Annotated in this window: 23 protein-coding genes; all 23 read right to left on the reverse strand. The window is 48.5% G+C overall.

Translation table 11 applies throughout. From position 1 onward, the window contains the following. Positions 1-116: 116 nt before the first annotated feature. The 23 genes from ftsH to purR all read right to left on the reverse strand — a co-directional run bounded on the left by ftsH (position 117) and on the right by purR (position 26,233). Positions 117-2,186 (reverse strand): ATP-dependent zinc metalloprotease FtsH, encoded by a 2,070-nt coding sequence (gene ftsH / locus AC2TF5_RS27600; RefSeq protein WP_491300229.1) that lies wholly within the window; start codon positions 2,184-2,186, stop codon positions 117-119. Positions 2,187-2,287: 101 nt separating this feature from the next. Next, on the reverse strand, positions 2,288-2,827 hold the full coding sequence (gene hpt, locus AC2TF5_RS27605) for a hypoxanthine phosphoribosyltransferase (RefSeq protein WP_491300230.1): 540 nt from the start codon (positions 2,825-2,827) through the stop codon (positions 2,288-2,290). 57 nt (positions 2,828-2,884) lie between these two features. After that, a complete protein-coding gene (gene tilS / locus AC2TF5_RS27610; protein WP_491300231.1) occupies positions 2,885-4,330 on the reverse strand; it encodes a tRNA lysidine(34) synthetase TilS in 1,446 nt (481 codons plus the stop codon). Positions 4,331-4,388: 58 nt separating this feature from the next. Then, a complete protein-coding gene (locus AC2TF5_RS27615) occupies positions 4,389-5,303 on the reverse strand; it encodes a serine/threonine protein kinase (protein ID WP_491300232.1) in 915 nt (304 codons plus the stop codon). Beyond that, a complete protein-coding gene (locus tag AC2TF5_RS27620; protein ID WP_491300233.1) occupies positions 5,287-6,027 on the reverse strand; it encodes a vWA domain-containing protein in 741 nt (246 codons plus the stop codon). The genes AC2TF5_RS27615 and AC2TF5_RS27620 overlap by 17 nt, the downstream gene beginning before the upstream one ends. A gap of 126 nt (positions 6,028-6,153) precedes the next feature. Next, a complete protein-coding gene (gene spoIIE / locus AC2TF5_RS27625) occupies positions 6,154-8,664 on the reverse strand; it encodes a stage II sporulation protein E (protein WP_491300234.1) in 2,511 nt (836 codons plus the stop codon). A gap of 344 nt (positions 8,665-9,008) precedes the next feature. After that, positions 9,009-9,497 (reverse strand): S1 domain-containing RNA-binding protein, encoded by a 489-nt coding sequence (locus AC2TF5_RS27630; protein ID WP_491300235.1) that lies wholly within the window; start codon positions 9,495-9,497, stop codon positions 9,009-9,011. A gap of 121 nt (positions 9,498-9,618) precedes the next feature. Beyond that, positions 9,619-9,960, reverse strand: a complete 342-nt coding sequence (locus AC2TF5_RS27635) for an FtsB family cell division protein (RefSeq protein WP_491300236.1) — start codon at positions 9,958-9,960, stop codon at positions 9,619-9,621. A gap of 12 nt (positions 9,961-9,972) precedes the next feature. Then, a complete protein-coding gene (gene yabQ / locus AC2TF5_RS27640; RefSeq protein ID WP_491300237.1) occupies positions 9,973-10,542 on the reverse strand; it encodes a spore cortex biosynthesis protein YabQ in 570 nt (189 codons plus the stop codon). Further along, positions 10,539-10,820: a sporulation protein YabP gene (gene yabP / locus AC2TF5_RS27645; protein ID WP_106769539.1), complete on the reverse strand. Its 282-nt coding sequence runs from the start codon at positions 10,818-10,820 to the stop codon at positions 10,539-10,541. Before yabP ends, yabQ begins: the two co-directional genes overlap by 4 nt. 184 nt (positions 10,821-11,004) lie before the next feature. Beyond that, positions 11,005-11,283, reverse strand: coding sequence for an RNA-binding S4 domain-containing protein (locus AC2TF5_RS27650; protein ID WP_491300238.1), 279 nt, complete (start codon positions 11,281-11,283; stop codon positions 11,005-11,007). Further along, entirely contained in the window at positions 11,283-11,555 is a 273-nt protein-coding gene (locus AC2TF5_RS27655; protein ID WP_208916736.1) for an HU family DNA-binding protein, read from the reverse strand. Before AC2TF5_RS27655 ends, AC2TF5_RS27650 begins: the two co-directional genes overlap by 1 nt. A gap of 165 nt (positions 11,556-11,720) precedes the next feature. Next, positions 11,721-13,235: a bifunctional methyltransferase/pyrophosphohydrolase YabN gene (gene yabN / locus AC2TF5_RS27660; protein WP_491300239.1), complete on the reverse strand. Its 1,515-nt coding sequence runs from the start codon at positions 13,233-13,235 to the stop codon at positions 11,721-11,723. 96 nt (positions 13,236-13,331) lie between these two features. Continuing rightward, on the reverse strand, positions 13,332-15,017 hold the full coding sequence (locus tag AC2TF5_RS27665; RefSeq protein ID WP_491300240.1) for a putative polysaccharide biosynthesis protein: 1,686 nt from the start codon (positions 15,015-15,017) through the stop codon (positions 13,332-13,334). A 268-nt stretch (positions 15,018-15,285) separates the two neighbouring features. Beyond that, complete coding sequence (gene spoVT, locus AC2TF5_RS27670; RefSeq protein ID WP_491300241.1) at positions 15,286-15,828, reverse strand: stage V sporulation protein T; 543 nt, start codon at positions 15,826-15,828, stop codon at positions 15,286-15,288. Positions 15,829-16,252: 424 nt separating this feature from the next. Further along, positions 16,253-17,335 carry a peptidylprolyl isomerase gene (locus AC2TF5_RS27675; protein ID WP_491300242.1) on the reverse strand — a complete coding sequence of 361 codons (1,083 nt, stop codon included), beginning with the start codon at positions 17,333-17,335 and terminating at the stop codon, positions 16,253-16,255. Next, positions 17,319-20,846 (reverse strand): transcription-repair coupling factor, encoded by a 3,528-nt coding sequence (gene mfd / locus AC2TF5_RS27680; RefSeq protein ID WP_491300243.1) that lies wholly within the window; start codon positions 20,844-20,846, stop codon positions 17,319-17,321. Before mfd ends, AC2TF5_RS27675 begins: the two co-directional genes overlap by 17 nt. Before the next feature lie 155 nt (positions 20,847-21,001). Continuing rightward, positions 21,002-21,232 (reverse strand): anti-sigma-F factor Fin, encoded by a 231-nt coding sequence (gene fin / locus AC2TF5_RS27685; RefSeq protein ID WP_491303030.1) that lies wholly within the window; start codon positions 21,230-21,232, stop codon positions 21,002-21,004. Between the two features lie 127 nt (positions 21,233-21,359). After that, positions 21,360-21,920 carry an aminoacyl-tRNA hydrolase gene (gene pth, locus AC2TF5_RS27690; protein ID WP_491300244.1) on the reverse strand — a complete coding sequence of 187 codons (561 nt, stop codon included), beginning with the start codon at positions 21,918-21,920 and terminating at the stop codon, positions 21,360-21,362. A 474-nt stretch (positions 21,921-22,394) separates the two neighbouring features. Next, positions 22,395-23,348 (reverse strand): ribose-phosphate diphosphokinase, encoded by a 954-nt coding sequence (locus AC2TF5_RS27695; protein ID WP_208916751.1) that lies wholly within the window; start codon positions 23,346-23,348, stop codon positions 22,395-22,397. Between the two features lie 78 nt (positions 23,349-23,426). After that, positions 23,427-24,827: a bifunctional UDP-N-acetylglucosamine diphosphorylase/glucosamine-1-phosphate N-acetyltransferase GlmU gene (glmU, locus tag AC2TF5_RS27700; RefSeq protein WP_491300245.1), complete on the reverse strand. Its 1,401-nt coding sequence runs from the start codon at positions 24,825-24,827 to the stop codon at positions 23,427-23,429. Positions 24,828-24,937: 110 nt separating this feature from the next. Beyond that, positions 24,938-25,222, reverse strand: a complete 285-nt coding sequence (gene spoVG / locus AC2TF5_RS27705) for a septation regulator SpoVG (protein WP_006207419.1) — start codon at positions 25,220-25,222, stop codon at positions 24,938-24,940. 183 nt (positions 25,223-25,405) lie between these two features. Continuing rightward, on the reverse strand, positions 25,406-26,233 hold the full coding sequence (purR, locus tag AC2TF5_RS27710) for a pur operon repressor (protein WP_491300246.1): 828 nt from the start codon (positions 26,231-26,233) through the stop codon (positions 25,406-25,408). Positions 26,234-26,313: the final 80 nt, after the last annotated feature.

Raw genomic sequence — 26,313 nt, forward strand, 5'->3', positions numbered from 1 at the left:
TACACAAGGTTCGAAAGACTGTCAATGTGACAAGAAGCACAAAAAGAACCGGAAAACGAATGATCGTTCTCCGGTTCTTTGTTTTTATTCGTCATGCGGTGTTTTTACCGCTTTTATTATGATAATCTACCGCTACCGTTGTCCGAATCACCCGGAGGTGTTTTGCCATCTGGATCTTTACGTTCAGAATCCTGATGGTCCATCGGACTGTTCTGGATCTCTTCGCCAGAAGTCGGACGTTCGCCTTCTTCTTTGCCTTGGATCCGGACGCGAATATCACCAACGTTGTCGATAACAGGCTCTCCGTTCTCGGATGGTCCTTGACCGCCTTCTCCTGAATCTTTTCCACTCAGTGCACCTGTTTCGATCAATTGCTTGATCTGCTCAAGCTCCAGAGTCTCTTCTTCAAGGAGTGTATTGGCAATTAAGTGAACTTCCTTGGAATGCTCAGTGAGCACCTGCTTACATTTCTCATAACAATCATTAATGAAGCGCTGCATTTCCTGATCAATTTCGTAAGCGATCTGGTCACTGTAGTTCTGCTCATGCCCGATGTCACGGCCCAGGAACACTTGACCTTGCGACGTTCCGAACTGCATCGGTCCGAGTTTCTCACTCATACCGTATTCCACAATCATGCTTCGGATAATGCCTGTTGCCTGCTGGAAGTCACTGTAAGCACCGGTTCCAATTTCTCCGATGAACAGCTCTTCCGCTACACGGCCGCCAAGCAAACCGGTAACGCGGTCCAGAAGCTCTTGTTTCGTTACAAGCATACGGTCTTCCTTCGGCATCATAATAACATATCCACCAGCGCGTCCGCGCGGAATGATCGTTACTTTATGCACCATGTCGGCATGCTCAAGGAAGTAACCGACAATGGTATGACCTGCTTCGTGATATGCCACAATACGTTTCTCACGGTCACTGATAACGCGGCTGCGTTTCTCCGTACCTACGATAACGCGGTCAATCGCTTCATCCACCTCACGCATGGAGATGTCTTTCCGGTTACGGCGTGCAGCAAGCAATGCCGCTTCGTTCAAGAGGTTCTCCAGATCAGCACCGGTAAATCCGGTAGTCCGTTTCGCAATGATGTCCAGTTTAACATCATTCGTCATCGGCTTGTTACGTGCGTGTACTTTCAATACCGCTTCACGGCCCTTCACATCCGGACGATCAACCGTAATCTGACGGTCAAAACGACCTGGACGAAGCAACGCTGGGTCGAGAATATCCGGGCGGTTCGTCGCAGCTACGATAATGATTCCTTCGTTAGCTCCGAATCCGTCCATTTCAACGAGCAATTGGTTGAGTGTCTGCTCACGCTCGTCATGTCCGCCACCAAGTCCGGCACCACGCTGACGACCAACCGCATCAATCTCGTCAATAAAGATGATACAAGGCGCATTTTTCTTCGCATTCTCAAACAAGTCACGAACACGGGATGCACCGACACCGACGAACATTTCGACGAAGTCAGAACCCGATATACTGAAGAATGGCACTCCTGCTTCGCCTGCGACTGCACGAGCAAGGAGGGTCTTACCGGTACCCGGAGGGCCCACGAGAAGTACACCTTTAGGAATACGGGCACCTACTGTGTTAAACTTCCGCGGATCTTTCAGGAAGTCGACAACTTCAATAAGCTCCTGCTTCTCCTCATCCGCTCCCGCTACATCCTCAAACGTAATCTTCTTCTTCTCTTCATTATATAGACGGGCTTTGCTCTTACCAAAGTTCATTACCTTGCCGCCGCCGCCCTGTGCCTGGTTAAACAGGAAGAAGAACAGAACAAACATAATCACGAGCGGAATAAAAGAAGATAACAATGTCAGCCAAATGCTCTGACCTTCCATTTTCTTAACGGTAAATTGGATGTCTTTGTTATGATCACTCGCCGCAACGAGTTCTTCCATCGCAGCATCCGTAGCCGGGATATAGGTCGAGAAGTTCTCTAATTTCTTCTCGCCCACAGGCGTATTATATTTACCGGTCACAAGATAAGCATAACCATCAAATTGAGCCGTCATTTCTTTTATGTTGTTGGCCTTAATTTCCTGCCGCAGTTGATCATACCTAGGGGTATCGGCTACTTCGTTACCATTGGTAACGAATTGAACAATGCCCACCACGACTAAAAATAGAATCAAATAAAAACCAGAATTCCGGATGAACCGATTCATCCCCTACCTCCTCTCAAAGACACATAAGATATTTTACCACAGCCTGTCTGACCATCTCAACAATGCGGGATGGAGCAGTGATCCGTGATCCGGCGTAGTATTTAGTTGCTGTAGATTTCCGGTTTCAAAATCCCGATGTAGGGGAGGTTCCGGTAATGCTCGGCATAATCGAGTCCATATCCTACGACAAACGCATCCGGAAGAACAAACCCGGCATAGTCTGCCTGCAAGTCTACAGTCCGGCGTGCCGGTTTATCAAACAGAGTCACCACAGCAATCGACTTGGCTTTACGGTTCTCGAGCAGGTCGATCAGGTAGCTGAGCGTCAGACCGCTGTCGATAATATCTTCGACAATCAGTACGTCTCTGCCTTCAACGGATTCATCCAGGTCTTTAATAATTTTAACTACACCAGATGATTTCGTAGAAGCACCGTAACTCGACACCGCCATGAAATCCAGTTTCATCGGTACCGTAATGTTTTTAACCAAATCTGCCATAAAAATAAACGCACCTTTGAGAACACAAATCACCAAAGGATCGCGTCCCTCATATTCTGCGCTGAGTTTTTCCCCTAATTCCTTAATCTTAGCCTGTATTTCTTCTTCGGTGATGAGCACTTCCTGAATGTCATTCTGCAACTGAGCGAACCTCCTACGTGTTTATACTATGAAAGTGTAAAACGGGCCATTCCCATTTTACGCTTTCTCCGCATTCACGAGTTCCATGCGGAGAATACATGTTGTATGCCGCCCAACGGCAGCGTGAACAGAGCGTCTTACACCCGGAATCCATACGATGCTACCTGAGCCATCGCACACCATGGGGATCGTGGAACGTACAGAAGGAGGGATTTTCTCATCAATGAGAATATCTTTCACCTTTTTGCTGCCGTTTAATCCCATGACCTTCATCTTGTCTCCGGGCTGCCTGCAGCGTACGGTTAAAGGGAAAAGTAGCTGATCCGCATCAAAGGAAGCTTCTCCTGAAGCCAACTTTATGCCATCCCTCATTTTCTCTCCATCCACAAGTGCAAGCTTTAAAATTTTACCGATTTCCGGCAGAACCAGATCCGGTCCATCGGGGGAATTCAATTGATATATGTACTTCCCCTGTCCTGCAAGCGGCTTAGGGCAAAAGCTTACCTCTCCGTATTCACGGATACAGGTCAATCCTCCCCCTAAATCCAGTCGCCAATTGGTCCGGCGATCCTGCAAAATTCCTTGGCGGACCGTTTCAATCTTAACGAAATCCGTATTTTCCTGGTCTGCCGACAGATAATTTAATATTAGTTTAATCAAACGCCGTTGTAAAGCGACATGTAAGCCCAAAAAGGAAGGTGCGTCAAAAGACGTCCTTCCATCGATCTCCCTAACAAGGGAGCGGTAAGCATCCTCAGCAGCAAGCTCCATGTAGTCATCTTCCTCGCCAGTCACTTCAGCTAACTGGTTAAGGGAAGATGAGATCTGCGTGTTGTACTGCTCCAAGAAAGGAAATACTTCCAGTCGAACTGCATTGCGGCGGTATTTGGTCAGCATGTTGCTATAATCAATTGCATAGGAGTAACCACATTGATCACATAACTCAATTAGGTCCGTTTTATTAATACGAAGAAACGGACGGATCAGTTCCACATTTTTTTGGGATCTTTTGATTTTCATGCCTGCCAGACCCGATGGTCCGGTTCCCCGCAGCAGACGCATGAGTACCGTCTCTGCCTGATCGTCTGCATGATGGGCCAGTGCAATGGATCTCGCCCCATATTTCCTTGCCGTTTTAAACAGGAATTCGTACCGTTTGTCACGCGCCGCTTCCTGGCCGCCTTTTCCGGTTGATTTCATATAGGCCGGCACATCAATATAAGCTGTTTCCACAGGGATGCCCAAACTTTCGGCGAGCCTTTGAACCATGACTGCCTCGTCGTCAGATTCCTGACGGAATCCGTGATGTACATGGGCGCAGATTAGCTTAAGCGGTGTACGCCGACTTGAAATCTCATGGAGAACGTGCAATAGAGCCACCGAATCCGGACCGCCGGAAACAGCCACAATGATTGTGTCTCCTAGATCCCACAGCTGCTTCTCGGTTGCCACGTCCTCAACACGTTCAACTAATGATTTCAAATAATCCTGCTCCAATTTCATTGTCCCCTTTTTATGCCGGTAAACAGGCTGCATATCACAGGTTCCATGAGACTTCCATTTAAGTTCGAAGGAACAAATAAACAGCGCAGGCTAAGATAATCAGTGACATGACAAAAGAATTTTTGAGCCACAGCGGTGTCTTCCCATGTCCACTTTCCCACCGGGATGGAGAATATACGGTACTTTTCCAAAGGTTCACCGCTTCTCGTGAATCTGCGAACCCGCCCGCGAGAGCTTTGCTCAGCCAGCCGGCATATGGCTTGAACTGCGGGCTCTTTCGCAGTGCTGCCTGAAGATCCGCAACACTGCGGATCTGGGGTAGCTGTGCGGAGGCCGTCCTAAGGACCTCTTCATCCAATAGCTGGATACACATCACGGCAAACGAGAACAGGTCATAGGCCTCATCGCCGGTTCGGCTTCCGGCATTCCAGTATCCGCGATCGTACCATTCCGTAAACTGCTTCACACTACGGCCGATCGCACTGACACCGCCATAATCAATCAATTCCACCTGACCGTAATCCGAAACCATGACATTCTCAGGCTTGAGATCTCCAAAAATATAGCCAGACCTATGTAGTACAGTGAGCTTCTCGAGCAGCTTGAGCCCAACAAGACCAAGCCATTCTCTTCCCCGGGAGCGTATAAAACGCTGGAGCTGGCTTCCCTCGATGTAACGCATTACGTAAAAAGGAACGTCTCCGCTGCTATCCTGATGATCATCAGCTTCTACCAAATAATGATCAGACATCTTCTCTTTCAACGTGTTCAACACATTGATCTCCGACTGAAGATCAAGTGTATCGTAACCTATTTTTAAGGCATAGCGCTCCGTACGTCCGGGCCGCTGCACCAGATAGACTCGGCCGTTTGCCCCTTTGCCTAACATCCGTTCCACGATGTACCTTTTCTTCCGCCATTTCCCTGTAATTACGGTTCCCGGCGGATAACCAGGATTAGACAACGTAGTCACCGAGCATCCCTTCCTCTTGGCCGGAATCACCCTGCCATGATTGATTACCTTCTAGTGTACCATATCGGTAATAATCAATCACCTTTAGCAGTGCCGGCCCCGTCGGAGTGGCGCCCTTCATCTGCAGCCGATGGAACAATCCTCTTGCCCCGTCCAGATCGGTAGTCCAATCGACATCTTTGACGACATCTTCACCGCTCCCGCGTCCGGGAAAGTGAAATACCGCCAGTTGGCTGGAACCCGCACGTGCTTTTAAACTGAGCATTAGATCTCGGATCGCTTCTTCAACTGCACCGAGCTTAGGTTTCATACTTGCACTTGTATCAATCAGAAGAGCAACCTGAAGAGGCGAGGTCTCGGCGAGTTCGTCCACTACTTCAACCACCTGGGAACGTTTATCAGGCGGAAGATCCTCAAGAGCACCCCCTCCTAAAATTTGCTGTATTTCTTTATTAACCGCCTGCTGTATCGTTTGAACTACCGTTTTACGGGTCATCATTTGCATCGTTCTGGCAAGCTGCGGGGTTCCAACAATCCGGTGAATGCCTCCCCCGGCTTTCGCAATCTCTTGAATTTCAAATCCGCCCAGCTCGCCTATCGTTCCATAATCAAGCACACCGACAACATTGACCGTAATCCCTTCTTGCAGCGCATGCGCTGCTGCCATAATCGGGCTCGGGCCGACATTGGAGCAACCGTCCGTGATGAGCAATATTTGTTTCATTTCCCTGCTACCTCCCCGTCACTTCATTAAACTATCGTCCTCGTCTCTATCATTCCCATTTTTATAGAGTTCAAACGATAAATTGAAAGAATAGACGAAAGGTTCATAGATCTTTAGTTCACTTTATCAGCTTACCGTGCGGGGCCGCTCCATCCGTGCAAAACCCGGCACGTGAACGTTGGCCCACTCAGGGTGGAAGTGATCCACACGACCAACCACAACCGTCATATCATCGTGAATCTGATTTTGCTGATACCGTATCACCTTTTCCAGCAAGCAATCTGCTATTTCTTGAGGGTCTGAGCTGTTCACTTCCTGAATGATCCGCTTCATCCAAAGCTCCTTGTTTACCGCGTAACCCGGCGCATCATAAATGCCGTCCGTCATCATAATGAGCACATCCTCCGCCTGGAGCTGCAAGGACACAAGATCCACCTCAATATCCTGAATAATGCCGATCGGCAGGTTGCTTGCGGTAACAGGAATGACTTCATTGCCCCGTTTAATAAAACTCGGTGTTGAACCTATCTTCATAAAAATAGTCTGGGCCGAATATTGATCAATCAGTGCCATATCCACCGTTGCATAAATTTCATCTGGCGAACGCAGCATCAGAATCGAATTGACCGATTTGATCGCAAGTTTCTCATCCATTCCCGACTGCAGCAGCTGTTCCAAAATATTAAGTGCCGAGCTGCTTTCCATTCTAGCTCTTTCTCCATTCCCCATTCCATCACTCAGCGCCACTGCAAAGGTGCCATTGCCAAGCTCAACCGTACTGAAACTGTCTCCCGACAGCAAATCTCCACCTTTGGCTGCAGCGGCCACACCTGTCGTAATCTCAAACGTTTTGGCCGAACCAAACCGCACGGTCGCGAGCCCATCACGCGGATGAGTCATCGTTTCTTCCACAACGGCAATATGCTCACCGATGATATCCGAGAGAAGCGGAGCGATAATCTTCCGGCACTCATCATATCCCCGGGTATACGCATGAATGATTTCTATCTCCACGTGACCAGAATCCAAACTGATAATATCAATGCCTTGAATGGATAGGCCAAGATGCTGCAGCGCTTCACGAATCTGTTCTTCCTGGATATACATCGTCTGACTTTCCCGTTTGATCTCTCGTGCCAAGTCCTCCATCACTTGCGACACGCCAGATAGCTGTTCCGCAACCAGATGACGGCTGTCGAATATTTGACGCTTCCACTGCATATCATGTTGGTATAGGTGATACTGTTGCTTGAGAACACCTAGCACTTCTTCTTTTTTGGCACATATCTTATCCCACACCGGTGGCAGATCCTTGGCCTCCAGATCTGGATTCTCTTCTATAGTTGTCATCATATCGGTCATATATTTATAGGTCTGATAAAATTTCGCATCCCAGCAGTGGTTCCGCTTAAAGCAGGACGAGCATGTTCCATCCGCCACCGCATCCATGAAATGATTTATTTCCTCCGTCTGTTTGCCGGGAGGCTGCATCGTTCCCGTTGTCTGCCCGAAGCTTTGCGACAGCTGGCGGAATACCTTAGAGAATTGGGTTACCCGATCTGCAGTCAGATCTCGGACCCGCTTCGCATACTCATGCTGTGACTTCGTATGGTCCTGCGTACCAGGCACATACTTGCCAATCGCCTGCATCACACCTTTAGGTGTAACCAAGAACATCCCGATCGCTATACAGGTTTCCCAAGTGGAGAGCAGCACTTCGTTTGGCTTGTTGAAGTAAATAGACAATATCGTTGCACCCAGCAGCATCCCGAGCGAAACACCGCCTTTCTTGCCTTCCCGAAGCATGCCAGCCAGCATTCCCGCAAAAGCCAGCAGACTCATCTGGGCAAATGCAGAAATATCCGCCAAGCTAAGAATCAAGCCGGTCACCACCCCGACGGAAGCACCCAGCGGAGCTCCTCCCACAAGAGCGAACAACAGAATCAAATAACGTGACAATACATGTTCTACGGATAGCCCTTGGACTACCCAGCCCACAGCTCCTGTCATAACGGATGCGAGCAAGATGATCAGGCAAAGGATTTCCTCGTTCTTAAGCACATAATTTTTTTTGCGTAAGGTAAATACCGGAATGGCTTGGATAAATACCAGTGTGAGCACAAACCCAAGCACCGCATCCAGTGTCAGCATCATCATGGAGTACCAGGTCATGGATGGACCGACCAGCAGCGCGAACAAATTCACCACAAAGGTGGACACAAACACCATCATTGGTGCATAGGACAGTTCCGCCCGTTCATACGTCTCCAGCCCTCTGAGCATAAAGTAGAAAAGGATAAGCTCAGCCGGAATCATGAGAAAAGATGAACCTGATGCAAATATACTTCCGGCCACAACAGCCGCTCCGACCGGAAGCAAATAATCTCTCCGGATAAAAGCGATAACTGCAAAATAAGCAACTGCAAACGGTGAAAGCTCGTCCAGTATCATAGCTCTTCCCAGCAGGAATCCCATAAATGTCAGCAATATCATCCATTTCTTCGCGGCCAGCAGTTCGATGGGTCGCTTCACGAAGGATAATTGCCCGATACGTTCCGCCAAGCGGGCACGAATAGCTCCCGCTCCTCCTTTTGCCGTCTCTGTCCCCGGAAACATGACTACATTTCTTTTTTCCATCACCCTGGCACCCCATTCTTCACGAATTTGTTGGTCCCATTATAAAACCCTTGTACCGAGAAAGTTTGTCAGAACACCGGACAAGCCCCAAAGAAATTTCCGACAAAAAAGCCTGCCCCCGCGAAAGCTCGGGAGAGACAGGCTAATCCCTTGGTCTATTCCCATTTTTTTGATTTATTCATCCACATTTTGGTTAATTCGTTTCCCGAATTGGGGCGCCTTAAATTTACCAATTCGTGTTTTGGCAGCGTAAATCACGTAGGAACCTGTCGTACCCTTGCATCACGCGACAAAAAAACCGCAGAAGGTTATTTCCCTCTGCGGTAACTTTATATTTTATCGAATTACACCCGTTTGGCTCCGCGTCCACCGCGTTTGCCCTCTGTATTCTTCTTAAGCGAAGAAATACGTTCTTCACTATCTTTCAGGAAGCGTGACATTTTATCCTCAAATGAAGGCTTATTGACCGCAGGCTTAAACGGACGTCCGCCACGTTCACGGTTATATCCTCCACCTCCACCGCCACCTCCGAATCGTTCTCCGCCTCCACTGCGTTCCGGTCTTGGTGCGCGGGGTGGACGACTTTCGGAAGCCGGCTTGTCGACAGCTTGCTTGATCGAAAGACCGATCTTGCCGTCCTTGTCGACATTAATCACCTTCACGGTAACGACATCGTTGATCTTCAAGTGATCGTTGACATCCTTAACGTAGTTGTCGGCGATCTCCGAGATGTGAACGAGACCCGTGACACCTCCTGACAGATCCACAAATGCTCCAAAATGCGTTATGCCTGTCACCTTGCCCTCTAACTTGGTGCCCACTTCAATTGCCATAGAATAAAATGATCCTCCCTTAAAAATATACAGTCCGATTTCTTAAATCTCGCTGCGGTGATTTGATTATACCCAATGACCTAAAAGAGGTCAACAGACGTATGTCATGGCTTTACCGGCATTATTCATCCGAATTATGCGGTTGAATAATCGGAATTTCGTTCGGTGGATAAAGTCCGAACTTCTTCCTGGCGATTTGCCCGATATATTCGGGATCCTGCAGTCGTTCGACCTCAAGATTCAGCTCGTTCCACGCTTCTTGTACAGCCTTCTGCTCTGTGCGTTTCTCTGCCAGCGTTTCACTCCGATTCTGGATATGAACATTTTGAGACCAGAGCGTTGAACCTGCCCAGATCAAAAACAGCGCCATCATGGCCATATACATTCTTCTGCGCCGAAGTGCGCCTCTGTTCTTTATTGTCTTTTGGGGAGCCTGCTTCGGTTGTTCAGCAAATCTTCCCATGACTCATTCCTCCTAAAACCAGCGCTTCCACGCCTTTATAACCTTGTCCGCCACATGCTTGCACCACACCGGCATCACTATACGTGATGTGATCGGCCTCAGCATCCATTTCAGAAGACTCCAAAAAGGCAACAAGCATCGCAGTACCATGCGTAAAAGGAACATGACCAATCTCCATAGAAGTTTGAACAGACCTTTTAGCAGGTTCAGGATACCCTTGATCGGATTCCAGACCAATATACGAAACATTGTCATTAAAACCGACAGCAAGCGTTTTGCCACCTGAATTAACATTACCACAAAACGCTTAGTTATAACACTCCATAATAAAAAATAGATCCAAACCCCTAAAAAGAGTCCTACAAACACATAAAAGCGCAGTTGGCCGTAGTTGGTAACATACAGCATCCTGAATACAAACAACGCGGCTGCGATCCAGTAGACAAGGTCCAGCGCATGCTGCGACCATCTGGGAAAACGGAGCTGGCCTGCCAGCACCCGGTAGCTGTCATAGGCCAGTCCCATAGCTGCTCCGGAGAAGAGCATCCAGAGCAGCGTTATCCATTGGATATGCGGATTCATTTAAACAGCTTACCGAGGAGGCTTTTATTTTTAGCCTGGGATCCGGGATTCAGGTAGATGAGGGAATGCACCAGTCCTTCAATAGACAGCAGCCCCTCTTCCAGGCTGAGATTCTTAATATGTAAATTTTGCCCCCGGATGGTCAGATGCCCGAGTTCGGTCTGTAGCAAAAACTCTTCACTGTCGAAGCTCTCCACATTTTGGACGCCGGTTATGTCGAGCTGCTTACGGTTTTGCATCCGCAGGTCATGATGTTTACCCTTCCCTTGGTCGATCATGGCATGTACCCCTCCTTTTAAAAATAGCTTATGGGATGTAGCCTGTCTTTAGAACTGCGGCTATACCTTTTCGAACAAGTATAAACAGCTTCCTCTCCCTTCTCAAATGACGATGAGTGTTTCTGTGAGAACAAAAAAGCACCCCCTCACATTCGTGAGAGAGTGCTTTGTAAGCAGATTGATCTTACCAGTCCAACCCGTTATCTTTGGCGATCGGTTCTTCCTTAACCAAGGCATAAAGGCTTGCAGCCTCATCTTTACGGGTCGTCTCGGCAAGACGCTCGACGCGGACTGTGACCAGCTTCTGGCCAAATTGGACCGTGATCTCGTCGCCCACCTTGACTGTACTGCTTGGTTTGGCCTCACGGCCATTGATCAGCACCCGTCCTTGATCCGATACATCCTTCGCTACGGTACGCCGTTTGATTAACCTCGATACTTTAAGGAATTTATCGACACGCATTACTTTACAGCTTCTTTAAGTTTGTTACCCGCTTTGAATGCAGGAACGTTAGACTCAGGAATTTCGATAGTGTTGCCTGTTTGCGGGTTACGGCCCGTGCGACCTGCACGTTTGCGGGTTTCGAATGTACCGAAGCCGATCAATTGTACTTTGTCGCCACTAGCAAGGGCGTCTGTGATTTCGCCAAGGAAACCGTTCAGGACGTTCTCTACGTCTCTTTTAGTCAATCCGCTTTTGCTGGAAATGTTGTTGATTAGATCTGTTTTGTTCATGAATTAAATCCTCCCAATTATCAGAAAAGTAAAAGATTCCGTATTGCTGGCAGTAGATCAGCAGCATAAGCCGCGATTCACCTTATTTGGATATTCTGGATTCCTTACTGAATTCCTGCCGCAACACCCTATTTTTTTATTTTTTGCGAGAAAAAATATGTTTTTTCACGGCTGGTTGCCGCCATCAGGTGACGAAATTTGTTTGGCCGATTGCCACAAAACTTCCATCTCATCGAGCGTGCTGTCATGTACCGTCTTACCCTGTGCTTCCAGCTGTTCTTCGATATATCGGAATCTTGTAACAAACTTCCGGTTTGTTCTCGACAAAGCTTCCTCCGGATCCGCTTGGATAAACCGGGCCGCATTGCTTACGGCAAATAGTAAATCGCCAAGCTCAAGCGCCTGTTCATCCGACGACTGCCCTTCGGCTACCGCTTCGCGGAGTTCGGCAAGTTCTTCCTCGATTTTTTGAAACACACCGTTGATATCATCCCAGTCAAAACCGACTTTAGATGCTTTCTTCTGCAGCTTGTAGGCTTTCATCAGCGCAGGTAGATCACGGGGAATACCGTCCAATGCAGATGCCTTTTCCGGATCAAGTCCCTTGCGCCGCTTCTCTTCTGCCTTCATCTGCTCCCAGTTCTGTAGAGCAGCCTCCGCGTCCTTGGCGGAGTTCTCGCCGAACACATGAGGATGGCGGAAAATCAGCTTGTCGTTCAGGCCTTGAATCACGTCATAGACCGTAAACGTACCGAGTTCCTCCTCCATCTGAGCGTGCAGCAAAACTTGAAGGAGCAAATCGCCAAGCTCCTCTTGCATATGCTCAGGGTCATCCTCATCAATCGTTTCCAGAACCTCGTATGTCTCTTCAATCAGGTTCTTACGGATGGACTCATGGGTCTGATCCCGGTCCCAAGGGCAACCCTCGGGACTTCGAAGAATGCCGACGATTTCGTGAAGCCGGGCAAAGGTCCGGTGACGAAGCTGATCGTCATCGCTGCGGGGCACGTAGACCAGCGACAGGTTTCCGTACCCCTCGATGCGGTCCAGTTCGTACAACGGAATGCGGACAATGGACTCTTCCCCTTCCACACCAAGCGCATGTCCTACAATAACCTCATACTCATCCGGATATATTTCCATCAGTGCGAGCTTAACCTCTGATGCAGTAAACATATCATACACTTGGCCGATCAGCGTATGAAGTTGCGGCTGAATGAGACTGCTGCGAAGTTCGGCGGCATCCAGCAGCTGAAAGCCTTCAATTGGATCAAATCCAAGGCGGACGAAGGCCTCGTCGAGGAAGCTTTCTCCACCCAGCACCGTCAGAGGTATGTTCTGCTTCGGGCATCGCTCCCGAAGCAGCTTTACAGTCGCCTCCGCCACCATAGGGTGACCAGGCACTGCGTAGACAATCTCACTGCCGTCGCCTTCCGCCTGAGATGTTTGGATTAACGTAGAAGCGATGTAATCGTAAACCTCTGGAAACGTGTCATGGCTCTCATAGGCCTGGTCGAATGATTCCATCTTTACACCCAACTCTTCCAGTGCCGAAATAACCGGGTGCGATAAGGTGCGCACATACACCTTGGCTGCGCGCTGTAATGTTTTCATAATGCCTAAGGTCAGCCTGTCCGGATTGCCCGAACCGAGACCGACAACCGTGATGGCTGCACTCATAAAACTTCCTCCGCTCTTCGTCCGCCTTAGCAAGGGCGGTGTTTGTCGTACACTACTATACCACAGACGAAAAAACATCTCACGCCGGGCCACTCATCAGCGCATCACACGCATCGCCTTGAGCATCGCTGCCAGCGGTCTGCCGACCTTCGGCAGCATGAGAAGCTCCTCCTCTGTGAGGAGCTTCGTGAGCGCGGCGCCTACCAGAAAGGCGACGCCTCCGGCCACGACACCGGCCAGGCTTGCGGCCGCGGCGCTTATGCGGCCCGGGGCAAAGCCAGACGCTGCAAGTATGCCGCTGGCCGCGCTAGCAGCGCCCCAGGCGGCCAGCGCCAGCCCCGCGAGCATAAACGCGGGCTTAGCAAGCAGGTTTACGGCACGAAGCCGGACGCCGATAGAGCGAACCAGCATGGCCACGTTCAGCGCAGCGGCGACGAAATGCGCGGCCACGCCGGCAATGGCTGCGCCGGTAATGCCCCACTCAGGCACAAGCAGTAGGTTAAGCCCTAGCTTAATCAGAGCTGCCGCCAGCAGATGGATAGCCGGAGCCCTGACGATGCCAACGCCCTGTAATAACGCCGCTGAGATAATGCTAACCGTGCCGCCAGCTGCCGTGAAGGAAATCCAGCGCATAACGCTGCTACCTTCCGTATCCTGATACAGCATAATGTTGATCGGTTCGGCCAGTACAGCCAGACCAACGGATGCTGCAAGTCCAAACAGCCAGAACCAACGCAGCGCTAGGCGGCACTGGTTGACCACTCGCCCACTCTCTCCTTTAAATTTAGCTTCCGCCAAGGCAGGAATAAACAATACTGACAGTGAGGTAGCCATCATAGTCACAAGCTGCACAAGAGGTAGACCCCGGTTATATACACCAAATTCGGCCATCACAGCCTCAGCCGGCAGACTGGTGTCTTTCAGCAATCTGGGTACTGTAAACGTGTCTACGAGGCCGATTAGCGGCACAGCAAGTGCGCTTAAGCATATGGGTATCGCGTAGACAGCCAGACGCCGAAGCATTTGGCCATACCCTTCCCGCGCTGCAGGCAGCTGAACTGTATGGTGATGCTGTTCTGCTGCACGGGGGCCGCTGCCTTCCGGCTCTTCCCCCACAATCATTGTTCTCCGCGAAGAGGCATGTTTACGCCAGTAGAATGCCATCACAAGCAATCCTGCCGCACCACCTGCAGCTGATCCGAACAGCGCACCGGCTGCAATCTCATCAACACCTGCCCCTGCACCTATCATATACAGCAGAAGAACGATCATGACAGCCACACGTACGCTCTGCTCCACAATCTGCGACACCGCTGTCGGTACCATGTTGTGTAGCCCCTGAAAATATCCCCGCAGAAGCGCCATCCACGGCACAAAGGCCAAGGCTAGTGCCCCGCTGCGAAGTGCAGGTACGACATGATCATCTCCGATCCATGCTCCGAGCTGTGGAGCGCCGAAATACATAGCCGCTCCCAATATAAGACCGAACAAGACAAGGACGGCAGTCGATACACGAAGCATCCTCCGGCTGTCTTCCCGCCGTCCCGCTGCCTCATATTCAGCCACATATTTCGATAGAGCCGCCGGGAATCCGGCCGCAGCTATCGTAATGATCATCATGTATAAAGGGTAAACCGTATTATAAATGCCGAAAACAGCATCGCCGCCCATGTTTTGCAGCGGTATTTTTTGCAGTGTACCGATCAGCTTGGAGCCAATCGCTGCTGCGCTGAGAATAAATGCCCCTTGAAGAAGCCTTGATCCTGATTCAGTAGGTTTCATCGTCTGTAACCATTCCTTGCCTCTCCTGTTTAACAGGTCCTTTGATATCCCATTATAACCGGAACCGGAACACAGACTCAAAATTAGACTAGTTGACATTCATTTCCGCACGTATCCCTAAGGTAACTAACCCTGTCACCACTGATCCATAGGCGGTCCGAACATATACTTTCTTATCTCATCAAAAAAACTCCCACCTGCCTCGGACCGATATGGTCCGAAGATCAGCGGGAGTAGTTACTTCTATGCGGAAAGAAGCGTCTTAATCTTATTGCTCCATCTGCTTGCCAAGAAATGCAGCGGCTGTTTCAGCCATCTTCACTTCCATCTGGCCCATCGTAACCGATTCGTCTTTATTCAGCAGCAGCACGCTACCGATCGGATCTCCACCTGTAACAATCGGAGCCACTACAAAGCAGGAAAATTCCTCAGGTGTATCTTTACTGATCTCATATGTGCCTTTGTTCGTTTCCAACACAGTCTTGCGGTTTTCCATACAGTTTTCGAGCAGGTTACCGATCTGCTTGTCCAAATATTCTTTCTTGGATCCCCCGGCTACAGCGATGAATGTATCGCGGTCGGAGATGATCGTGATGTGACCTGTACTTTCATACAAAGATTCGGCATACTCCTTCGCGAAGTCTCCCAGTTCCCCGATCGGAGAGTATTTCTTTAGAATTACTTCTCCATCCCGGTCAACAAAAATCTCAAGCGGATCTCCTTCACGGATACGCAGTGTGCGTCTAATTTCTTTTGGGATGACCACACGTCCGAGGTCATCTATACGGCGGACGATTCCAGTAGCTTTCATTTAACATGTTGCCCCACTTTCTTAAGAAGATTTTTCAACTACTGATCGGTACGGGAAGAGGATGTCCCCAGGTATATAAGTGTAATGTCTGACCATAGTATTCATCCTTTCCCATATCCTTATACATGCTCAGTCCTATATTGGTTGCGAAATAATCGTTTCCTTATTGAGCCAGCACGGATATCGGGCAAAAAGATCCATAACGCAATACCCGCGCTATGGATCTTTCGACTTCCTTTAACACCTCAAAAACGTAGCTAGCCCAAGATACAGGTTAAACTGCATGAATGAAGGGTCAGCTGGAAACCGATCCTCATCTGCGCGATTTTGTTTTTTCATCGGATGACTGACTATAGACATAGTGGATTGACTGTGAAAAAACACGGGGCTGAGCCTGCTATCCTAAGCTAGCTTGTCCGCTTCCTTATTTCCCGGTATCTTCCGTTTTCTTGCTGTCTTCTGTTTGATTGCCGTCTTTTGTTCCTTCGTCTGTTGCAGGAGTTTCCTTGTCCTCACCTTCAGTAGCAGGAGTCTCACTCTTTGGAAGATCCATTTCTTCAATCAGATCGTTCAGCTCATTTTTCATGAACGTGTCGACTTTGGCCGAAGCCAGTTCGTTATGGATGCTTTCCTTCTGGGTATCACTCAGCTTGTCATACGTGACTTCCTTACGGCTTTCAACCTTCATGATATGGTAACCGTAATCTGTCTCAACAGGGTCACTGATTTTGTTCAGCGGAAGCGTCAGTGCCTGTTCTTTGAACTGGGTAACCCAGGTACGGGCTTCCTTGTTCTCATACAGGCCACCTTCATCCTTGGAGCCCGGATCCTCGGAATACTCCTTTGCAACCTTGGCAAAATCCTCACCCTTGTCCAGTTTAGATTTAACCTCTTTAGCAAGTTTTAAAGCATCTTCTTCCTTGCGCTCCTCGCCTTCGGGATCTGTAAAGCCGATCAGAATATGGCGGACACTAATTATGGAGTAGTCCAATTTATTGCTCTCGAACTCCTTCTTGATATCCTCTTCCGTCACCTTGTTCTTCTGATCCTCCATCACTGTCATGACACGAAGCATGTAATTCTTAAAATCCTGCTCCGTCAGCTTTTGATCATCGAGGGCTTTTTTGAACTCCTCATCACCCATCGCGGTTTTGTACTGCTTCACCATATCATCCGCCTGTTTTTCGGCCGCTTTCTTCGCCTCATCACCAGCTTTGGAGTAAAGATATTCGTAAGTAACTCCCTGCTTGGCCAAATACTCTTTGAATTGGTCCATCTGCAGGAATTGGGCGTATTCCGGAGACATGAACTGCATCACTCGCTGTTCCAGCTCGAATTCCTTCTCGGTAATTTCCCCACCCTTGTATTTAACTACGATTTTGCTGTCGTCCTTCTGTGGTTCTTTATTATTAGTGTCGTTCCCGCATGCAGCGAGAACCGACATGGATATTACCGCAGTAAGCGATACGATAAATGTTTTCCATGCCTTTTTATTTCTTGACGGCATTTTGTAAATCTCCCTTCCTGTTGAATGGCTCCTTGGCAGCCTCAAGAAACTGCTCCAGCAGTTCCAGCAACTGTTGATCCGAAAGGCCTTTGCCCTTAAGACGAATCAGCATGTTTTGGCCCTGTTCAAATTGTACACGTCTTTCGAACAGATTTCCAACTTGCGCAAGCTGAGTTGTATTAATTACCTTATCCTGTCCTTCATAGAACTGCAAAAGCACATCGTCTCCGCGCTGAGAGATAGAATCTATTCCGTACATCCGCCCGAACACTTTCAGACGCGAAACCGCAAGCAGATTTTGAACCGCCTGTGGCAGCTCGCCGAATCGATCAAGCAGCTCATCTTCAAGCTCAGCCGCTTCATCGAATGAGGCCACGACTGCCACTTTCTTGTATATCTCAATCTTCTGAATGCTGTCATAGATATAATCCGATGGCAAATAAGCATCAATTCCAAGATCAATGGAGGTATTCCAGTCTTGGGAGGGAACTACCTGCTCACCCAACATGCTTACTTTACGTTTCTGAATTTCTTCGGCCAACATCTGCGAATACAGATCAAAGCCGACGGAGGCGATAAATCCGTGCTGTTCGGCACCGAGTAGATTTCCCGCTCCACGAATGGATAAGTCGCGCATCGCGATTTTGAAGCCGGAGCCGAGCTCCGTGAATTCCTTGATAGACTGGAGCCGCTTTTCAGCTACTTCAGTCAGCACCTTGTCGCGTTGGTATGTGAAGTAAGCATAAGCAATCCGATTGGAACGACCAACCCGGCCGCGCAGCTGATACAACTGGGATAGTCCCATTTTGTCCGCATCATGAACAATCAGGGTGTTCACATTCGGAATGTCTACACCCGTCTCAATAATGCTCGTGCTTACAAGTACGTCATATTCACCGTCCAAGAAGTCCAGAATGGTCTTCTCCAGTTCAGTTTCAGACATTTGGCCGTGGCCTACCCCCACCCTAGCCTCTGGAACAAGCATGGAGATTTGGGCGGCCATTTCCTGTATACCCTGTACCCGGTTGTAAAGATAATATACTTGTCCTCCGCGCGCCAGCTCCCGCTCAATTGCCTCTCTCACAAGAGTCTGACTGTGCTCAACAACATACGTCTGCACCGGGAAACGGTTTTCCGGCGGAGTCTCAATGACAGACAAATCGCGCACACCGAGCATCGACATATGGAGCGTACGCGGAATCGGGGTCGCCGTCAGCGTCAGCACGTCTACATTCGTCTTAAGACGCTTTAGCTTCTCCTTGTGGGTTACGCCAAACCGCTGCTCCTCATCGACAATCAGCAGACCCAGATCTTTAAATACGAGATCCTGTGACAAAAGGCGATGTGTACCGATCAATATATCGACCGTTCCCTGCTTCACCTTCTTGATGGTCTCATTCTGTTCCTTACGGCTGCGGAACCGGCTCAACACCTGAATGTTGATCGGATAATTGGCAAACCGCTCCCGGAACGTCTCATAGTGCTGCTGAGCCAAAATCGTCGTCGGTACAAGTACAGCCACCTGCTTGCCTTCAATAGCCGCTTTAAAAGCAGCACGGACCGCAACTTCGGTTTTACCGTAACCGACATCGCCACAGAGAAGTCTGTCCATCGGACGGTTCTGTTCCATATCCTTCTTGATCTCCCCAATGGCCCTGAGCTGATCATGGGTTTCATCATAAGGAAACAAATCCTCGAACTCCTGCTGCTCCGTTGTATCCTTCTCAAAGCCGTATCCAGGTGCGGATTGACGGTCAGCATACAGCTTAATCAGATCATCCGCAATGTCCTGAACGGACGAGCGGACCTTGTTCTTAACACGGGTCCATTCATTGCCGCCGAGCTTATAAATCTTCGGCTCCTTATCCTCAGAGCCCACATATTTCTGAATGAGGTCAATCTGCTCGATCGGTACGGACAGCTTGTCGCTTCCGGCATAGAGGATATGCATATAATCCTTGTGAATGCCGTTAATTTCAAGCGTTCCGATCCCCATATACTTACCGATACCGTGATTTTGATGCACGACGTAGTCGCCGACTTTAAGCTCCGTGTAACTTTTGATCCGTTCGGCGTTATCCATGTTTTTGTTCGTTTTGCGTACTTTCCGCTGCTTCTGAGAGAACATTTCTGCTTCGGTAATAATCGCAGCATGAACCGAAGGCATCTCAAAGCCGTTCTGTAGGCTTCCCTCAAGCATTACAGGCTCGTCAATACCATAATCGTTAAGAACACGTTTCATCCGATCCATACGATCCGGTCCGCCAGCCATCATCATGACTTTCACACCGGTTTTGTGCCAGCGTTCCATCTCGGCCTTAAGCACGTTCATCTGCCCGTGGAAGTCCTGCATGCCCCGGGTAATAAAGTTGACGATGTTCTGGGGCTGGATTCTTGGAACTTGACGCAAAAATATCGAAATGAGCAATGTCTGGAACCGATGCTGATACATCACCTCGTCACTGTCGAGTGACAGCGGCAGATCTGGCAAGGACTTGCCGTTTTGCATCAAATGCAAATTCCATTCGGCCTCATCTCGTTCCAACTGCCTGGCCGTTTCAAGAAGACGTGCTGGTTCATCCATAATAAGCAGTGTGTCTTCAGGCATGTAATCATATAAATGCGTTTTTTCCGGATAAAGCAGTGAAATGTATTTATAAATTTCTGGGAAATAGACACGCTCCCGTAGCATTTCCATCTCACGGTTAATTTCCTCACGCAATCTAAGCTTTGCCTGCCTGTCAGTCATTCTTTCCAGCTGGGTCTCTAGCATTTTTGAGATGATATCTGCCGCACGGCTCAAACGCTCCGTATCTGCAATTATTTCTTTGCAAGGCGTAATAATCACTTCTTTGACCTTATCAATCGAGCGCTGGTCGGAAGGATCAAAAGTACGGATGGAATCAATGTCCTCGTCAAACAGCTCTACTCTATAAGCAAATGCCGAAGTCATTGGATAAAAATCGATAATCCCACCACGCACGCTCATTTCGCCGCGACTTTCCACTCGCTCCACACGCTCGTACCCAAGCTCGATCATCCGGCTTAAAAAAGATTCTAGCTCAAGCGTTCCGCCATCGTTTAATATAATCCGGGCATCGGCCATTACTTCCGTGGCCGGAAGCAGACGGCGCACACCGGACAACGGCGCAACAACAACACCCCGGAAGCCACGAGCACAGCGGTGCAATACATCAATCCGCTGAGCGAGGGTCTCTGGGCTTGAAACTGCTGATTCCGCTGCCACCAATTCATTGGCCGGATACAGCAGCACCTGGTCTGCAGACAGTGCCTCCTGAAGGTCATCCGCAATCTTTTGCGCTGAGAACATATTGTGCGTAATCACCAGTAGCGGACGCTGCTGGTTCTGATACAATGCAGCCATCAAGATTTGCCGAGACGAACCAGATAGACCTGAGATCAGCTGTTCTCTCATGCCGGCCGATGTACCGGCCGCAATGGACTTAAAGTCCGAATCTTCCGAAAAGACGTCTATAAGTGCTTGTAACAAAAGGGGCACCTCTCTTATGCAAACGAATAAATTTATGGAAAATGTGTAATCGAAAAGAAGCCTCAGCAAACTGCCAAGGCTAAATCGCGGCCTCTGTTAACCGCGTTACGTCCGTCTTACGTTACATCATGTGACTGATTTTCAAGGTGATCATCCTACTGAAGAGGATTGGCCAACAGACTGAGCTCCGGATGAGTTTCCAGTGCTTCCCTGCAATGTTCGCAGGTCACTCGTACGGTAATATCTCCGTTAAAATCATACGCTATTATATCCTTGCGTTCCTCGGGGGTCAAGGAATCGAATCCAAGCTGAGACTCTGAAATCTCGCTCGATTCAATCTGGCCCTGAAATGTCCGACAGTGTCTGCAGATATAATTTATCGCCATCATATGCCTCCTGAAGGTCTTTTATACCTTCAGTATGCCCGGCTTAAGGTCCTTTCAGACGGTCTGTCCTGCGGACGTTTTCTTGCCATTTAGCTGGTTAGATCAATGAGGTGGCGGAAACGGCAGCTTAACCGTTAAATTTTTGCATCGTCTGTTCAAAAGTATGGTCAAGACTATATTCGAGAGAATCACAGGTTACTTCTATCATACTTTTTAACAGGTCACGTTCATTTTTAAGGAAATTCCCCAGCACGTAATCGACTACAGCAAATCCCGGTTCAGGGCGTGATATCCCCATTCTTACCCGATTAAACGTTTGGGTTCCTGTATGCTGAATAATCGATTTGATGCCGTTATGTCCGCCTGCGCTGCCTTGGTATCTCAGACGAATTTTTCCAACAGCAGTATCCAGGTCGTCATATACAACAATCATATCTTCCAAATCGACTTTATAGTAATCCATAAACGCACGTACAGCTTCCCCTGACAGATTCATAAATGTCATTGGTTTAATCAAAACGGTCTTCTTGCCTCCGATGAAGCCTTCTGCGATCACCGATTTGGATTTGCTATGATTAAATTTCATCCCATGACGCTCCGCTAAAGCATCAAGTGCCATAAACCCGACATTGTGGCGCGTCTTCTCATAAGCTGGACCAGGGTTGCCCAATCCGACAATCCATTTCATTTCATTGTAATTCCTTTCCGTAATTTTACTTTCTTCTTTGCAGCTTTCTGAGTACAATATGAACAACACAATCATTCGGGGCAACGCAGCTTGCGCTAATCAGACCCCTTAATCTATACCCTCACATAAGAAGGTGGACCAGCATTGAAAAATTATGAACAGAGATTGACGCATCAAAGCCACTTTCAATACCACATGAAGCACGCAATCCCGGTGCAGGTGTACGAGCAGGGATGTCATATGGAAGTTGGCCTTATCACGGCTGTTGACGCTCATTTTGTAGAAGTCGAAGGAACTTTGTATAACCAAAGCTCTTTTACCTTCATCTCACGTCCTGGGTACTGATTGCCCGCAAGTATAATTGTAAACGGTTTCTCTATCTATTATCTACCATCTCTATCAAAATGCCGCTATAGCGGACAAGGGTTACATTTCCTGAAGAAGGAAACGTAACCCTGTACGTTATAGCAAATATTATTCAATCTCGAACAGCTTGCTGATGGACAATTCTTCATGGACACGAATAATCGCTTCACCCATGAGTGGAGCAACTGACAATACCGTCAGCTTGCTGCTCGGATTATCATGTGTAATCGGAATTGTGTCCGTCACAATAACTTCCTTAAGCGGGGAATTTTCCAATCTCTCCATCGCTGGACCGGAAAGTACCGGGTGCGTACAGCATGCGTATACTTCTTTTACGCCGCCTTCCATCAATGCGTTAGCGCCGAGACAAATCGTTCCAGCCGTGTCGATGATATCATCGATCAGGATCGCCGTTTTGCCCTCGATATTTCCGATAATATTCATGACTTCACTAACGTTCGGTTCTGGACGTCGTTTATCAATGATCGCAAGCGGAGCATTCAGAAAGTCAGCTAGCTTTCTGGCACGAACTACACCACCATGGTCTGGTGATACGACCACCGGGTTCTCAATTTGCTTCGAACGGAAATATTGAGCAATGATCGGAACACCGAGAAGATGGTCTACCGGAATATCGAAGAAGCCTTGAATCTGCATCGCGTGCAAATCCATGGTGATGACACGATGGGCGCCGGCCTTTTCAATAAGATTGGCAACCAGCTTCGCGGTAATTGGATCCCGGGAACGCGCTTTACGGTCCTGACGAGCGTATCCATAGTAAGGAATGACCACATTGATACTCTTCGCGGATGCACGCTTCAGTGCGTCAACCATAACCAGAAGCTCCATCAGGTTATCATTGACCGGTCCACAGGTAGACTGCACGATATATACATGACAGCCGCGGACGCTTTCGGAGAGCTTTACTTGGATCTCACCATCGCTAAAGCTTGTTGTATGGGACTCCCCCATCGGAATTCCGATATAATCGGCAATTTGATGGGCTAGCTTTGGGTTGGAATTACAAGTGAAAATTTTCAATTTAGAATCAAGATAAGTCATAGAATAGAAACCCTCCGTGCTGGTTCATTGAAATTAGGCTGCCCGATCACCGCTTCTTCGCTTAAGGGAGGACAGCAATTAAGATTGTGACTGACTGTTCTTCTTTGCTTTTGCTTGTGCCCGGATTTTTTCGGCGTAACCGGGCTTATTTTCCTGACGTTGTCTTGCTATTGCCAAATTATTCTCCGGTACGGATTGAGTGATGGTGGAGCCAGCTACGATAAACGCGCCTTTACCAACCTTAACCGGCGCAATCAAATTAACGTTGCTGCCAACAAAAGCATCATCCTCAATTTCGGTAACGGATTTATTATAACCATCATAGTTCACCGTTATCGCACCACAACCGACATTAACGTTCTTGCCGACTTTTGCATCTCCAATATAACTCAAGTGGGACACTTTTGATCCGTTATCAATCGTTGAGTTTTTCACTTCAACGAAGTCGCCGACCTTCACGTGCTCACCCAGTTTGGAACCAGGACGCAAATAAGCGAACGGCCCTACGGTTGAGCTCTCGCCAACTTCGGCTTGGCAGAGGACTGAGTACTTTACAGACACTCCATCCGCAATAACCGAATCTTCGATTTCACTGTTAGGTCCGATCTCACACTCCCCGCCGATAACGGTATTCCCTTTTAATATTGTACCCGGATATAGAACCGTGTCTGCGCCTATCGTCACATCGGCTCCAATATATGTGGAAGCAGGATCAATTATCGTTACCCCGTTCAGCATATGACGACGTGTTATACGTTCCCTCATATAGCCCTCAGCTTGCGACAAGGCCATGCGGTCGTTAACTCCGATGGATTCGGCTTGATCGTCAGTTTGATAAGCCAGTACCGTTTCGCCGGCTTGTTTCATGATACCGATGACATCGGTTAAATAATATTCTTGCTGCGCGTTTTGGTTCGTTACTTTTTCTAGCGAGTCAAACAGCTTAGCATTGTCAAAACAATACGTGCCTGTATTAATCTCACACACAGCGTCTTGCTCAGGACTACAGTCCTTCTGCTCCACTATACGCAGCACGTTGCCTTCTTCGCCCCGGATAACCCGTCCGTAGCCTTTAGGGTTGTCCATATGAGCCGTCAGCACGGTTGCGGCAGCTTTGCTGTTCTCGTGCAGCTCCAGCAAGCCTTCCAGTGTCTCGGGTGTGACTAGCGGTGTGTCTCCGCAAATGACAATCGTCGAACCTTGTTCACTGCCCAGAAGATCTTTTGCCTGTTTCACGGCATGGCCGGTTCCAAGCTGTTCTTCTTGCAGCACATATTCCGCCGCATCTCCCAGATAAGAACGAACTGTTTCCGCTCCATGGCCAACAACCACAACACTGCGTTCGCAGCGTACCTGATCAACCGTTCGCAATACGTGACCCACCATCGGTTTCCCGCAGACGGGGTGAAGAACTTTATATAGTTTCGATTTCATTCGTTTGCCCTGCCCAGCGGCGAGCACAATAGCCAATCTTTTCAAGGGCCCTGCCTCCTCCTCTTGAACTCACTACTGAATATATCTCATTCTAGAAAAAAAGAAAAGAGAGCCATGAGTATGGCTCTCTTTTCCTTGAACCCCAATTGTGAATCTTAAGCGCCTTCTTCAATGACTTCTTCTTCAGTAGCAGCACGTTCGTACTCAGCCAATACAGCGGACTGAATCTTCTCGCGGGTACCGGAAGAAATCGGATGGGCAATGTCGCGGAACTCTCCGTCTGGAGTGCGCTTGCTCGGCATTGCAACAAACATTCCATTGTTTCCGTCGATGACGCGAATGTCGTGAACGACAAATTCATTATCGATGGTAATGGATGCGATTGCTTTCATTCTCCCCTCAGAGTTAACACGGCGGAGTCTGACATCCGTAATTTGCATATGTGTTCACCACCTTTTTCCATCAGAGACTTGGTGTATAATTCCACATAGCAAACCGAATTCCTTCTTTTTTATTGTATAAAATGTCCTAAATTCAGGAATTTTTTTTAGAATGTGATATTTTCGACAGACTTCGTGCCCATTCGCTTGAAAACGCTATTATATCGACAAATACCGTCAGTCCTATTTTTCGAAATAATTTCCGGGATTTACGGTAATCATCTTACTCTTGGAATCCACATCCGAGAGACGGGCCAGAGAAATGTAATCCTGCAGTAGTCGTTCCTCCGACTCAACCACACCTGATTCCAAAAGCACTCCGACTCCTGCCACTTCCGCATTGAATTCAGCAAGCAGATCCACCATTCCTTGGATTGTACCGCCAGCTTTCATAAAATCATCCACTATAAGAACGCGTGAACGTTCTTTGAGCGCTCTACGAGAGAGGGACATCGTATGGATGCTCTTATGAGATCCGGAGACGTAGTTGATGCTCACAGCCGAACCTTCGGTCACCTGATGGTCACGACGTACAAGAACAACCGGCAGATTCAGTTGAGCAGCTGTCGCATAGGCAAGTGGGATTCCTTTCGTCTCGACCGTCATAACGACATCAATGTCACGATCCGCAAAGACGGTTGCGAATATTTTGCCAGCTTCGTTCATCAGGGAGGGCTCTCCCAGAAGATCAGACATATATAGATAGCCGCCAGGTAGTATCCGGTCGGACTGCTGCAGCTTACGGCACAATTCTTGTGCAAAAGAGAGTGCGTGGTCCTTCCGCAGCTTTGGAATGTACTTCACACCCCCAGCTGCTCCGGCAAGCGTCTGCAGCTCGCCCATTCCTTCGTCTTCAAACACTTCCTTGATAATCCCCAAGTCCTCACTGATGGAGGATTTGGCTGCTCCGTAACGTTCAGCGAACGTAGTCAGTGGAATCAAAGTATGGGGTTCAGACAATAAATATTGAGTCATGTCGACTAATCGTTCGCTTCGTTTTAATTTTTTCACATGAGTTCCTCGCTAAATCCGAATATTATATTGTAAATATATCACTTTTGTACGTCTTTCCACAAGGTCAGAAGTTCCTA

The sequence above is a fragment of the Paenibacillus sp. JNUCC 34 genome (assembly GCF_058269055.1).

Coding starts and splice junctions, on each gene's coding strand:
- ftsH (WP_491300229.1), bottom strand. CDS start 2,186: ATGAATCGGTTCATCCGGAATTCTGGTTTTTATTTGATTCTATTTTTA.
- tilS (WP_491300231.1), bottom strand. CDS start 4,330: ATGAAATTGGAGCAGGATTATTTGAAATCATTAGTTGAACGTGTTGAG.
- AC2TF5_RS27620 (WP_491300233.1), bottom strand. CDS start 6,027: ATGAAACAAATATTGCTCATCACGGACGGTTGCTCCAATGTCGGCCCG.
- spoIIE (WP_491300234.1), bottom strand. CDS start 8,664: ATGGAAAAAAGAAATGTAGTCATGTTTCCGGGGACAGAGACGGCAAAA.
- AC2TF5_RS27630 (WP_491300235.1), bottom strand. CDS start 9,497: ATGGCAATTGAAGTGGGCACCAAGTTAGAGGGCAAGGTGACAGGCATA.
- AC2TF5_RS27635 (WP_491300236.1), bottom strand. CDS start 9,960: ATGGGAAGATTTGCTGAACAACCGAAGCAGGCTCCCCAAAAGACAATA.
- yabQ (WP_491300237.1), bottom strand. CDS start 10,542: ATGAATCCGCATATCCAATGGATAACGCTGCTCTGGATGCTCTTCTCC.
- yabP (WP_106769539.1), bottom strand. CDS start 10,820: ATGATCGACCAAGGGAAGGGTAAACATCATGACCTGCGGATGCAAAAC.
- AC2TF5_RS27650 (WP_491300238.1), bottom strand. CDS start 11,283: ATGCGTGTCGATAAATTCCTTAAAGTATCGAGGTTAATCAAACGGCGT.
- AC2TF5_RS27655 (WP_208916736.1), bottom strand. CDS start 11,555: ATGAACAAAACAGATCTAATCAACAACATTTCCAGCAAAAGCGGATTG.
- yabN (WP_491300239.1), bottom strand. CDS start 13,235: ATGAGTGCAGCCATCACGGTTGTCGGTCTCGGTTCGGGCAATCCGGAC.
- AC2TF5_RS27665 (WP_491300240.1), bottom strand. CDS start 15,017: ATGAAACCTACTGAATCAGGATCAAGGCTTCTTCAAGGGGCATTTATT.
- spoVT (WP_491300241.1), bottom strand. CDS start 15,828: ATGAAAGCTACTGGAATCGTCCGCCGTATAGATGACCTCGGACGTGTG.
- AC2TF5_RS27675 (WP_491300242.1), bottom strand. CDS start 17,335: ATGCCGTCAAGAAATAAAAAGGCATGGAAAACATTTATCGTATCGCTT.
- fin (WP_491303030.1), bottom strand. CDS start 21,232: ATGGCGATAAATTATATCTGCAGACACTGTCGGACATTTCAGGGCCAG.
- pth (WP_491300244.1), bottom strand. CDS start 21,920: ATGAAATGGATTGTCGGATTGGGCAACCCTGGTCCAGCTTATGAGAAG.
- AC2TF5_RS27695 (WP_208916751.1), bottom strand. CDS start 23,348: ATGACTTATCTTGATTCTAAATTGAAAATTTTCACTTGTAATTCCAAC.
- spoVG (WP_006207419.1), bottom strand. CDS start 25,222: ATGCAAATTACGGATGTCAGACTCCGCCGTGTTAACTCTGAGGGGAGA.